Origin of the sequence: Chitinophaga sp. HK235, from assembly GCF_018255755.1 — a bacterium.
GTDB lineage: Bacteria > Bacteroidota > Bacteroidia > Chitinophagales > Chitinophagaceae > Chitinophaga.
Map to the genome: position 1 here is coordinate 5549252 of NZ_CP073766.1, position 13828 is coordinate 5563079.

Annotated in this window: 6 protein-coding genes; all 6 read left to right on the plus strand. The window is 45.2% G+C overall.

The window, feature by feature from the left end; all coding sequences use genetic code 11:
- The first annotated feature begins 127 nt into the window (after nt 1–127).
- The 6 genes from KD145_RS20925 to KD145_RS20950 all read left to right on the plus strand — a co-directional run bounded on the left by KD145_RS20925 (nt 128) and on the right by KD145_RS20950 (nt 13808).
- Nucleotides 128–2542, plus strand: coding sequence for an RND family transporter (locus tag KD145_RS20925; RefSeq protein WP_212001369.1), 2415 nt, complete (start codon nt 128–130; stop codon nt 2540–2542).
- Between the two features lie 268 nt (nt 2543–2810).
- Nucleotides 2811–3518: a LuxR C-terminal-related transcriptional regulator gene (locus tag KD145_RS20930; protein WP_212001371.1), complete on the plus strand. Its 708-nt coding sequence runs from the start codon at nt 2811–2813 to the stop codon at nt 3516–3518.
- A gap of 476 nt (nt 3519–3994) precedes the next feature.
- The gene (locus KD145_RS20935) at nt 3995–7099 is read left to right on the plus strand and encodes a TonB-dependent receptor (protein WP_212001373.1); all 3105 of its coding nucleotides are present in this window, start codon (nt 3995–3997) and stop codon (nt 7097–7099) included.
- 36 nt (nt 7100–7135) lie between these two features.
- The gene (locus KD145_RS20940) at nt 7136–8569 is read left to right on the plus strand and encodes a RagB/SusD family nutrient uptake outer membrane protein (protein ID WP_212001375.1); all 1434 of its coding nucleotides are present in this window, start codon (nt 7136–7138) and stop codon (nt 8567–8569) included.
- 101 nt (nt 8570–8670) lie between these two features.
- Nucleotides 8671–10218 carry an IS1182 family transposase gene (locus tag KD145_RS20945; RefSeq protein ID WP_212001377.1) on the plus strand — a complete coding sequence of 516 codons (1548 nt, stop codon included), beginning with the start codon at nt 8671–8673 and terminating at the stop codon, nt 10216–10218.
- A 416-nt stretch (nt 10219–10634) separates the two neighbouring features.
- Nucleotides 10635–13808: a SusC/RagA family TonB-linked outer membrane protein gene (locus KD145_RS20950; RefSeq protein ID WP_212001378.1), complete on the plus strand. Its 3174-nt coding sequence runs from the start codon at nt 10635–10637 to the stop codon at nt 13806–13808.
- The last annotated feature ends 20 nt before the right edge of the window (nt 13809–13828 follow it).

Sequence of the window (13828 nt, forward strand, 5' to 3'; positions counted from 1 at the left end):
ACCGGCAACTGCCGGAATAAAGCTGCAATTTAGGCCAAACAAATGTAATTCAGGGGAGATGGCCGTTACCAGCTAATAGGGATTTTAACTTACCTTTACGCCATTTAACAAAATTGAAAAATCCTTTATGTGGCAACGTTTAGCCGGCTTTGTGCTAAAATTCCGATTACCGCTCCTACTGCTGTTACTGATCGCCACCGGCGTGATGGCGATTTATGCAACCAGGGTGGAGATGTCCTACGACTATGTGGCTACCATACCGCATGATAACCCTAAATTTCTGGAGTACCAGAAGTTCAAGGAAAAGTTCGGAGGAGATGGTAATATGCTGGTGTTGGGGGTGCAAACCGACAAATTTTTCCAGGAAGATTTTTTCCGGGATTATGTGAAGCTCAATCAGGACCTGAAGAAAGTCAGCGCAGTGGAAAGCATTCTGAGCGTGCCGGTGGCCATCAACCTGGTGAAGAATGACAGTACACAGAAGCTGGAAGCGGGGTTGTTGTTTAAGGACAGCAGTTATACCCAGGCACAGATTGACAGCCTGGCGGGCGTGTTCAGGACCTTGTTGTTTTATAAGGACCGCCTGTACAATGCAGAAACGGGTGCCTACATGATGGCCATCTATGTAAACAAGGATGTTTTCAATTCTCCCAAACGCACAGCTGTGGTAGCTGAAATTAACAAACTGGCCAAAGCTTTTGAAGAGAAACATCATACAGAGGTACATTTAAGTGGTCTGCCACTTATTCGTACAGTCATGGCCGTTAAGGTGGCGGATGAACTGAAGCTTTTTCTGAAGATCTCTTTCCTGCTGACAGGATTGATCCTGTTCCTGTTCTTCCGTTCTTTTGGAGCAGTGCTGATGTCTATGGTGGTGGTAGCGATTGGTGTGATCTGGTCGGTGGCCACTATTGTGCTGATGGGCTATAAGATTACGTTGCTGACTGGTTTAATTCCTTCGCTGATTGTAGTGATCGGGATACCAAACTGTGTTTATTTTCTCAGTAAATACCATGCGGAATATGCCCGCCACGGCAATAAAACGAAGGCCCTTGTGCGGATGATCCAGCGGATGGGTATCGTAACGCTGTTTACCAACCTTACCGCTGCTATTGGCTTCGGGGTATTCTGTTTTACCAACAGTGCTATCCTGAAAGAATTTGGTGTGGTAGCAGGGTTAAACATCATGTTCATCTTCCTGATCTCTTTCATCTTCCTGCCTTCTGTACTGAGTTTCCTGCCGGCGCCGAAAACCAAGCATATCAACTACCTGGAAAACGGTTTTCTGGGCAAGGTGCTGGATTTCCTCATTACGCTGGTATTTAAATACCGCAAACCGGTATATCTTTTTACGGGTATCGTGGTGATAGGAGCCCTGGTAGGCATGACCCGACTGAAGTCTGTTGGTTATATGCTGGATGATATTCCGAAGACTGACAAGCTGTATACCGACCTGAAATTTTTTGAGAACAACTTTAAAGGTGTGATGCCGCTGGAAATAGCGGTAGATACCAAACGGAAAAACGGAGTAGTTAACCTGCAGACGCTGAACAAGCTGGATGAGCTGACGAAGCTGATTGAATCCCAGCCGGACTTTGCAAGGCCTTTATCGATTGTAGAGGGTATCAAGTTTGCCAAGCAGGCTTATTATAACGGAGATAGCTCCAACTATGCAGTGCCTAACCAGTTTGACCTGGGCTTTCTGGCGCCTTATCTGCGGATGAAACAGTCCAATACATCGGCGAATAGTTCGGCTACTAACTTTTCGAAGCTGCTGTCTTCCTTTATGGATAGTACCAAACAGGTGGCCAGGGTGAGTGTGAATATGAAAGACGTGGGTTCCCAGCGTTTGCCGGTACTGATGGATTCACTGGCTCCCAAGGTGACCGCTATTTTTGACACAGCGCACTACAAAGTAACCTTTACCGGTACGAGTATTATATTCCAGGAAGGCACGCGGTTTATCATCAATGGTCTGACAGAAAGTATTCTGCTGGCTTTTGTGCTGATCATGGTTTGTATGCTGTATCTGTTCCGTTCCTGGCGGATGCTGCTCATTTCGCTGATCCCCAACATTATCCCGCTGGTGGTGACTGCCGGTGTGATGGGCTGGATAGGGGTAGCGTTGAAGCCATCTACGGTACTGGTGTTTAGTGTGGCACTGGGTATAGCCATTGACGTTACTATTCGTTTCCTGGTGAACTTCAAGCAGGAGTTGCCGCGGCATGACCTGGATATTTCCGCTACAGTAAAGCAGACGATTCATGAAACCGGATTGAGTATTATTTATACTTCGATGATCCTTTTTGCCGGGTTTATGATTTTCAGTTTCTCTGAGTTTGGCGGTACCAAGGCGTTAGGATGGCTGACTTCTCTGACGTTGGTGGTGGCGATGATTACCAACCTCACGATTCTGCCGGCGTTGTTGTTATGGATGGAGAAGGCTTTGTTGAAGAAGGCGCGGAAGAAGGAGTTGTGGACAACGCTGGATGAAGAGCAGGATATTGAGATGTCTAAGCTGGGTGTTGATGACAGTGAATAGGATGAATTGAGTATTTAGATATCAGATAAAAAAAATGAAGAAGCGAAAGCTATAGTGAGGTGCTATGGTTTTCGCTTCTTCGTTTTCCTACCTATAACGGGTTGCAGGATGCTAAACTGCCGCAATAATTTAGCTAAAATGGACAAAAAACGGGCATAAAATAATCTAGTGGGCAGCATTCAAATACCCTTATCGCCGCTTGTATAAAAGCTGTGTATATACCGAATAAAAAGTTAGAGGTTTATAATGCCATTCTAACCACTAGTTCATGAAAAACAAATACTTAAAGGGCGCTCATTTATCTGAGCGCAAGTTTAAGGAGATCCTGCGGCTGTTTGCCGATGATCTCACTGCGACGCAGATCGCTGATATAAGCGGAGTAAGCAGAGTAACTATTAATAGTTATCTGAAGAAGCTTAGGAATCAGATCGCCCGTTTCTGCGAGACGCAGCATCCAGTACCGGTTCCGGTCGTAGCCTACGACAACCGGTATGTTGAAACCCAGACGGATATTGACAGCGGCGATATGCTGATAGCTGTTAAGCCGGAGGTTGACCGCATTGTAAAGCCGGTCATTTTTGGTATCTGCAAAATTGCAGACCGGTTGCACACCGAAATTTTACCTGATGTAACGAGGCCTATGATCCATGCCGCTACACGTGGCCGTTCCGTATTGGAAACGCTGGATACGACCGAGCGTTTACGTCGGTTTAACGGTGTTGTGGACTTGGGCCAGTATCGTTTGTACCGATTGGGTAATTCCCAGACGGATTCTGCCCATGGAGGTCCGTTGATGGATGATGTAGATGCTTTCTGGGGTTTGACCAAGCACCGCCTGGCCAAGTTCAAGGGGCTGAACCGTAATACGGCCTATCTGCATCTGAAAGAATGTGAGTACAGGTTTAATTATCGGAATGAAGACCTGTATGCGGTGTTGCTGGAATTGTTAAAAGCATACCCGCTTACCCTTTCTTGATAAAATTATTTGTCACGCCGTCAGGCGTGACAACATTAATCTCGATTTAGATTTTGGTTGATAAATGCAGGTGGTATTCTTGCCGCTTGTTTATTTACATATATCTATATAGTAATAATTATTTGCATAAGTTAACGTCGTGTTAAAAAGATGTTATCGTCCTGTTATAGCCAAGTTTTCGAGCTTAATTTTTTGTTAATAAAGATTATATTTACAGCTGGTTGAAAATTTGTCAAGGAAACTGCTTATGGGAAAGAAGTTAATTACTTCTTCAGTCGATTTATTGAATAAATCGCAAGGATTGTCATTGATTTTTAGTTATCGTACTGTCATTACACCTGCCAGCTGAAAGTTCTCCACAGGAATTTTATCAACTATTTTATTGCAATAACGGGAACCAAATGAATTGAGGCTTAAGGCCTTGATATTGATTATTATTTTTTGAAGGTTAAAAACTAGGAAACAAAATCATGCTTATGAGGAAAGTATTATTTCTCCTCCTGGCCGTGCTATGCGCGGTTGGTCAGGCATTTGCGCAAAATCGCAGTGTTACGGGGAAAGTTACCGACGGGAAAGACGGATCACCATTGCCTGGAGTAACCATCCAGGTAAAGGGAACCTCCAAGGGAATTACCACAAATCCGGACGGTTCATTCAGCCTGCAGGCCTCCGGGAAAGATGTATTAGTAGTATCATTTATTGGCTACGAAGCCAAAGAAGTACCTGTTGGGGAAGCTGAAAAGCTCAACATCGCACTGAAAACAGACTCCAAAAGCCTGGACGAAGTAGTTGTAACAGGTTACACCATGGAGAAAAAAGTTAACTCCACCATCGCAGCATCCACCATTACCGGTGCAAAAATCAACAACGTATCCCTGCCAGATGTAAACCAGATGCTGCAGGGTAATGCGCCTGGTATCTCTGTGTCCACTAACTCCGGCCAGCCTGGTGCTAAAACAGAAGTAAGAGTGCGTGGTATCGGTTCCATCTCTGCCAGCAACAGTCCTCTGTATGTACTGGACGGTGTGATCATGTCCTCTGGTGATTTTTCTCAAAATACACCTTCTCAGGATATCCTGTCCAGCCTCAATCCTGCTGACATCGAGAATGTGACCATTCTTAAAGATGCATCTGCAACTGCCCTTTATGGTTCCCGTGGTTCCAACGGTGTGGTGGTAATTACTACCAAAACCGGTAAAAAAGGTAAGAGCAGAATCAATTTCAATGGCAAATTAGGTTTCCAGAATCTGGCGAAAAAGATTCCGATGATGAATGCCTCTGAGCTGCTGGAATATCAGCGTGAAGGTCTGAAAAATGTCCTGAATGGCGATGGTACCAGAAAATACTCTGATGCAGATATCCTGAAATATCGCCCTGATCACCTGGCAGACTATAATACAGACTGGATGGATCTGGCTTTCCGTACCGGTAAAACTGCCGCTTATGGTGTGAATGCCAGCGGTGGTAATGAAAAAACCACTTTTTATGCTTCCGGTGATTACTTCAAACAGGATGGTATCCTGGTGGGCAGTAGCTTTAGTCGTTATTCCGGCCGTTTGAACGTAGACCACAAGTTCAACGATAAATTTGACCTGAGTGTTAAAATGAGCGGTAGCTACACAGATCAGCTGAGCGCTTCTGCCGGTAATTCCTACTCTTCTCCACTGGGAGGTGCTATGACACAGGTTCCCTGGATTCCTGCGCTGGATGAAAATGGTAACCCATATGCAGGCCATAAGGCTGGACAGCCTGGTTCCGTTGGTTGGTCCGGCGTAGCTGATATTCCTGATGCATGGCGTCCTACCCTGCAGGGCGGTAACTTCCTGCAGACAGTTGCCAACAGCTACAATAAGAATAACAATACCCAGACTATTTTCAACGCAGCACTGGGATATAACATCATCGATGGTCTGCGTTTTGTAGTAAAAGGTAATGCTGAGTTAACCGGTATCCGTGAAAAACAATGGGTATCTCCTGATTCCTATGACGGTCGTAATAATGGCGGTTATCTCTATAATGTCAACTCCAACTTTGCACTGTATACCACCCAGCAATTGCTGACTTACAACTTCAGCGTTGCCAAGGATCACAATATCCGCCTGTTGGCCGGTAATGAGTATTCCTATCAGAACAGAGTATACACGATGGCAGCAAAAAGCGGTTTCCCTAAAGGACTGGATTTACAGGTTCCTGGCGTAGGCGCCAACCTGTTTGATGGTGATGGTAATGAAACAGCCTATGCATTCCAGGGGTTGATCGCCAAAGCGGACTATGACTACAAATCCAAATATTTCCTGAGCGGTAGTTACAGAAGAGACGGTTCTTCCCGTTTCCCCAAACAAAACCGTTATGGTAACTTCTACTCTGTAGGTGCTGCATGGCGTATTACTGAAGAGGAGTTTGTTAAAAACCTGAGCTGGCTGAATGATCTGAAACTGCGCACCAGCTATGGTGTAATGGGTAATGCCGAAGGTCTGGGAAAATATCCTGATTATCCATATCAGGGATTATATAGCCTGAAAGGTGCTTATCTCGCAGAAGCAGCTGCTTTTGCTAACCAACCAGGTAACCCTAACCTGAGCTGGGAAAAACAAAACCTGTTTGACATCGGCCTGGACTTCAGCATCTTCAAACGTCGTGTATACGGTAGCATTGGATTCTATGACAAACGCTCTTCCGCATTGCTAATGGAAATGCCGATCTCTATGACCACCGGTTACCAGACATTAAATACCAATATCGGTAAAATGCTGAACCAGGGCTTTGAAGTGACCATTGGAGGTGTTCCGGTTGCAACTAAAAACTTTACCTGGTCTTCTGACGTGAACTTCGCTACCCTGCGTAATAGAGTACTGGACCTGGGTGGACAGCCGTTCATCTCTTCCGGTTCCAGACAACGTATTGAAGTAGGCAGACCGTTTGGTTCCTGGTACATGCCTATCTGGTATGGTGTTAATCCGGAAAATGGTCATGCACAGTGGGTAGGCAACGATGGTAAACCTACTGAAAGCTATACCGAAGCACAAGCTAACAGGCAATTTATTGGTCAGGCACTGCCTAAAATCACTGGAGGATGGACCAACAAAATCAACTACAAGGAGTTCGATCTGTCTATGCTGATTACTTTCAGTGCAGGCAACAAAGCTTATAACTACAACCGTGCAAACCTGGAAAGCGATGGTGCAAACTCCCGTAACCAGGCAAAAGACGCGCTGGACCACTGGAAACAGAAAGGTGATATCTCTGACAGACCTGCCGTAATTTTCGGCGGTAGCGGAGCAAACCAGACTTCTTCCCGTTATCTGGAAGATGTGTCTTATGCAAGGATCAGAAACCTCACACTGGGCTATACCCTGCCTAAGAAACTGTTGGGTAATATGAAGATGCAGTCACTGCGTGTGTATGCACAGGCTGAGAACCTCTTTACCCTGACCAGCTATAAAGGATGGGATCCGGATATCAATACCAACCCGCTGCCTCCAACCAGCACTGCTTCTGTAGCAACTACCAACGCAGGTGTTGATTTTTATCGTTATCCTACTTCCCGTGTGTTCACGTTTGGTATCAGTGTAGGATTGTAATTGAAGAAGTTGTTTGACAAAAATCTTGGTTAAATTATGAAATATCCAAAACTTTCTATATTGGCGTTATCAGCAGCTACGGTTTTCTCCGCTTGTAATTCCAAGCTGGACATCAAGCCTGCTGATTCCATGGAAGATAAAGACATCATTAAGGAATCCAACGTCCGCTACCTTGCCAACGGTATGTATGAGCGGGCGCAGGAAATGGAGTATTATGGCCGCGACTTTATGGTGGTAACTGACCTGACTGGCAATGATATGAAAATCACCGCGTCCAACTCCAACAGGTTCCTTTTTGAGTTCCAATATCTTTTCACACCGCTGACTGCTTCGCAGTCACTCACCTGGCAGAATGCCTACAGAGTGGTGAACCAGGCTAACGTTATTCTGTATAAACTGCCTGAAACAGACGCTACAAAACCTTACAGGGGCGAAGCATATTTTATGCGTGCGCTGGCTAATTTTGATCTGGTTAGAAGATATACCAAGCCGTATTCCCTGGTGAAAGACAAGGCTGATGCTGCCAACACTGGTATTCCGCTGGTACTGCGGGCACTGGAACAAACAGAGGTTCCTGCATTTAAACCTTCCCGCGCTACGTTGAATCAAACCTATGATGCCATCATCAGTGATTTGAAAGCAGCGCAGACCGTGGCTCCCCAATCCAAGCCAAGCACAGATGGAGTGTTCCGTGCTTCTCAGGACGCAGCTTCTGCATTGCTGACCCGTGCTTATCTTTACAAAGAAGACTGGCAGAATGTGATTAAAGAAGCTACACCGCTGATCCAGAAATACGCTCTTTGGAGCGGTGCCGACTATCTGGCTAACTTCACCAGCGGTAATGCTACTGCTGAGGATATTTTCACGCTGCGTTTCCTGACACTGGAAAACAGAGGGGCGAATAATTTCGGTTACATCTACCTGCCTAATGACGGTAGTTCCACAGGCGGATATGGTGATATCAGGCTTACTGATAACTTTATGGCCCAGCTGGATCCCGCTGATATCAGAAAAGGTGCTATCAAGACTTATTCCGGTAGTAACTACCTGATGAAATGGGTAGGTAATGGCCTGGGTCTGACAGGTATGACTAACGTAAAAGTTCTGAGAATTAGTGAAGTGCTGCTGAACCGCGCGGAAGCTTATGCTGAAAGTGGAGCGTTACAACAGGCAGTAGACGATATCAACAGCCTGCGTGCAAAACGTGGTCTGGCTGCGTTTACTGATATGAGCGCTGACGGAATAAAAGCTGAGATCATCAAAGAAAGAAGGCTGGAGCTGGTAGGTGAAGGTTTTGGTGCTACAGACCTGTTTAGAAAAAAAGGTAAGCGTAGCATTAAAGACAACAATGCGATCCTGTCACAGACACCGGATATCAATTATGATAACGACCGTGTAGCATTCCCGATCCCGCAGACAGAAATTGATGCTAACCCGAACATCGTTCAGAATCCGGGTTATAATAAATAATTTTTGCAAACTGTAATTGAAAAGGGGGTGTCTCAAAAGACACTCCCTTCTTTTTTTTTGGGGGGGGAAATCTGCGGGGTAGCTTTTTCCGTTTTTATAGTATGCCCAAAGGAAAAACACTATCAGTAGTCTTTAAAGCCAATCAGCAGCACCAGGCTATGCTTTTCCCTCCCGAGATTGGGGATCTGATAGCCGAGAATCACCCAGTTCGTGTGGTGGATGACGTAATAGAAAAGATCGATATAACTTTATTGCTGAAGCGTTATAAAGCAGGAGGAACCAGCAGTTACCATCCCAGGATGTTATTGAAAGTCCTTATTTACGCTTATATAAATAACATTTACAGTAGCCGTAAAATAGAGGAGGCACTAGGCCAGAACATCCACTTTATGTGGCTTAGTGGTATGAGTAAACCCGATCATAATACGATCAACAGGTTCCGTGGTGAACGCTTGCAAAAGGTATTACAACCTATATTCACCCAGGTGGTATTGTTGTTATGCGAAGAAGGCTTACTGAACATAAAAGAACTGTACACTGACGGGACAAAGATAGAATCGCAGGCAAATCGCTACAGTTTTGTATGGAGCAATGGCATTAAGTACAGTAAAGAAAAAATAAAACAGCAGCTTAATGACTTGTGGAAATATGCACAATCAGTGGCAGCTTCAGAATTGGGTGATGATACGGACCCATCCGGATATGACAAAATCGACAGTGAAAAAGTCAGTAAAACAATAGCGGCCATCAATGACGCCCTCAAAGAAAAACCCATAGACAAGCGGATCAGACAAAAGCTGGGATATGCTCACCGTAACTGGCCTTCAGCGTTGGATAAGTATGAGCAACAGGAACAAATAATAGGCTCTAACCGCAATAGCTATAGCAAAACAGATCCCGCCGCTACCTTTATGCGTATGAAGGAAGATCATATGAAGAATGGTCAGCTTAAACCAGCTTATAATCTCCAGATAAGTACTAATAATCAATACATCGTCAATTACAGCCTTCATCAGCAGTCCACGGATACATCAACTTTAATCAGTCATCTCCTGCAGTATATACGGTTATATAAACGAGTGCCCGCCAATATTACAGCGGATGCAGGGTATGGCAGCGAACAGAACTATCAATGGCTGGAAAACAGGAGAATTACGGCTTATGTTAAGCATGCTTCCTTCGATCGCAACCAGCACTGGTCAACTAAAACCAGGGAAATGTTCAAGGCCCAAAACCTACCCTACAATGCTGAAAAGGACCACTATATCTGCCCTGCCGGCCAGCGAATGCGTAGAAAAAGTACGTTCCCAAAAACAACTAAAAACGGTTACGGGCAAACAATAACTACTTATCAAGCCAGAACATGCGAAGGATGTACATTACGGCAGATGTGTCATGATCAACAAACAAATCGCATCATAGAAGTAAATCATAATCTAAATCGTCTTAAGGCGCTGGCTGACAAACGATTAAAAGGAAGAAAAGGAATACAGAAGCGTAAACAACGTTGCCATGACGTGGAATCTGTCTTCGCAAATATTAAGCATAATCATGGCTTTAAAAGATTTATGCTAAAAGGGATGGATAAAGTGTCAATCGAAATGGGATTAATGGCTATGGCACACAATCTTAGAAAGAAAACAGCATAAAATCAGGTTAACCCTTCACTTCTAAAAATGGAAACTGGAGAATCATTATAACAACCGGAATTTATAAAAAAGAAGCCGTCTCTTGTTTTGAGACGGCCCCTTTTTCATATAACCCCCATTCATTACTTTAGCTTCCATCCTTCCTGCCCCAGCCTGCCATCTGTAAAAAAAATCTTTTATGCAGTTTTCTTTGTATTTGGTTAAAAAAAATGTATTCCCCTCTCCTCACTTTGTCAACAATTCCAAATGTTTCCCTGTTATCTAGTTGTTATTTAACAAATATTTATCTAGACTCATATAGCAAAATATCTGAAATTATCTGATATTATTTTAACCAATACTGATAATATATCAGCTTTTTTTGTCGTAATTTAACCGAGTTAACTTCTATTTAGTCAATCAAAACCAAGTCGCTTATGAAAAAAGAGCTACTACTATGGCTGTTCGTGTGCAGCAGCGTTCTCAGCGCAGTAGCCCAAACACGAACGATCAGCGGAAAAGTTACGGATGCTAAAGATGGTTCTGCTCTTCCTGGTGTTACGGTAGTCATAAAGGGTACGACAAAAGGGGTGTTTACATCCGGTGATGGTACCTATAAAATGAATAACGTCCCCGCTAATGCTACATTCGTGTTTTCTTTTGTAGGATATCTCACCAAAGAAGTGCCTGTAGGCCCGGGCAATGAAGTCGATGTGGCCCTGGAATCAGATAAAAAACAATTAGGCGAAGTAGTAGTAACAGCGGTAGGTTTAAAAAGAAATGAGACCTCACTGGGATACTCGGTAGCCACGGTAAAACCAGACCAGATCCAACAGAAATCTGAACCGGATATGTTGAAGGGATTACAAGGCAAAGTGGCCGGGGTAGACATCAGGAGCTCACAAGGTACACCCGGCGCCGCTACCCGTATCAATATCCGTGGTAATACCTCTTTTTATGGCAATAATGAACCCCTGATCGTAGTAGATGGGATTCCTTACAATAATGATCAGGTAACTACCTCCAGCCAGACTTCCGGTGGTGGTGCCTACTCCAGCGGTCTTTCATCCCTCGATCCCAATGATATTGCTTCCATGACCGTACTGAAAGGTGCCGCAGCTGCAGCGCTTTATGGCTCGAGGGCTTCTAACGGGGCGATCATCGTTACTACCAAATCCGGTAGCGCCAGCATGGGAAAACGGAAAACCGAAGTGACCTATTCTTCCTCACTCTCCATGGAAACAGTAGCCAGCTATCCCAAATATCAAAACGATTTTGGCGCCGGTAGCCGCTTTGTTTATTCCAACTCAAACGGGTCCTGGGGCCCCAGATTTGGCACGCTGGACTCTATTCCGGTATGGCCTAACTATCTGGAGGCTTTCCCCGAACTTTTCCCCGCTTCCGGTAAAACCCCCTATCGTGCAGTCCCTAACAACGTACGGGACCTGTTTCGTACTGGCTGGATCACTGAAAATTCAGTGGGTGTAAATGGTGGTAATGAAAAATCATCCATCAGTGCTACCGCTTCTTATCTGAGCCAGGATGGTTATGTGCCCCACTCTTTCTTCAACAGAGGTAACCTGTCTGTAGGTGGTGTAACCCGCCTGACCAACGGGCTGACTGTTAACGCCAATTTCAGCTATAGCACCAGTAATCAGGGTGGTAGTATCTTCGGGGAAAACCAGGTATCAGGCGCTACTTCATCCTTTGCCCGTAACCTCTTCCTGGCCCGTAACTGGAACATTGCCGGGCTGCCTTTTGAGGACCCTGTTACAGGTAATCCGGTATCTACCAACAATGCCCAGTACGATAACCCTTTGTGGGCTTTCAAACATAATACTGTTACTACTGCCACAGATCGTTATGTGGCCGGTTTGAAATTCAACTATGAAGTAATGCCCTGGTTCAACCTGAGTTATCAGATCGGTACCAATATCAACTCCTTCCTGCGTAAGGAAGTGGTGGACGTAGGTTCCAGAGGAGCAGAAGGTAATGGTCAGATTACACAACAGAGTTATCGTTTTACGGAAATCGAGTCCAACCTCATTGGTACATTTACTCCCAAGCTTAAAAATGAAGACTTCGGACTGAAAGTGCTGGTAGGTCAGAACGTTAACCAGCGTACCACAAAATCACAGGTGAATATTGGTAAAAATATCATCGTGCCCAGAAGTACCTGGGCGCTCACCAATACCAAGAGCGTATTGCCTTCGGAAGATCTTTTCATCCGGCGCAGATTGTGGGGGCTTTTCGGGGAAGTGGACCTGGACTATAAAAAATGGCTCTTCCTGGCTTTCACAGGCAGAAATGACTGGTCTTCCACCCTGCCATCCAACAACCGCAGCTATTTTTACCCGAGCGTGGCGGTTTCCTGGGTGTTCACCGATGCGCTTAAACTGGAAAGCAAAGTGCTGACGTTTGGTAAACTGAGGGCCAGCTGGGCGAAAGTGGGCAGGGATGCAGATCCTTTTCAACTCGCCAATATCTTCCGCCTCAATATACCTTTCCAGGGTCAATCCGGTGTGATGCAAAGTCCCAATGCGGGCAATCCCAACCTGAAGCCTGAGTTTACGGAAGACTTTGAACTGGGTACTACACTGGAGTTTTTTGACAGAAGAGCGGCGCTTGATTTTGCCTGGTATACCCGCAAGTCTACCAATCAGATTGCACCGCTTACCCTTCCTCCCTCTTCCGGCTTCGGACAGGTGATCGATAACTTCGGAAAACTGACCAATAAAGGGATTGAGATAGATCTTAATGTGATACCGATCAAAAATAAAAATCTCACCTGGAGCATACATGGTGTATTCACCAAAAACAGGAGCATCGTAAAAGAGCTGAAACCCGGTGTGATAAGACTGCCGCTGGCAGGTGTGCTGGATGCGATCTCTCCTTTTCTGGAAGCAGGAAAACCATATGGCTACCTCCGTGGTACAGCTGACGCAAGAGACACCGATGGTAAGCTGCTCATAGATCCTTCCAATGGTTTCCTGATTCCTGACCCCAGTCAGCGTATGATCGGTAATCCCAATCCGGATTTCAAAACAGGGATCAGCACTACCCTCAACTACAAAGGCATCTTCCTGAATGTATTGTTTGACCTTACCAGAGGCGGAGATATTTATTCTGTTACCACCAGCTCTCTGTTGGGCCGTGGTGTGACAAAAGATACAGGTCCCAGTCAGCGTGACAATGTATATGTGATTCCAGGTGTATATGGTGATGTGAACTCCGCCACCGCCTTAACGGACGACAAAGGACAACGTATACCCAATACAACAGCCATCAGTCTTTTTGAAATGTTCTTTGGAGAAACTTTTGCCATCAACTCTGCTTCCGAATGGAATGTATATGACGCTACCGTGTATACCTTCCGTGAAGCTACACTGGGCTATGATTTCCCCAAGAAGTTTTTCAGCAAAACGCCTATTGGCGGCTTAACCGTTACCGTGACAGGACGTAACCTCTGGTACTATGCACCTTTCCTGCCTAAATACACTCGCTTTAATCCAGAAGTGGGCAGCTTTGGTTCTACCAACGTACAGGGGATTGAATTGTCTGGTGCTCCTACCACCCGGCGTTTTGGTGTAAACGTTAAAGTGACGTTCTAGTTTATCATGAATAAAATTGA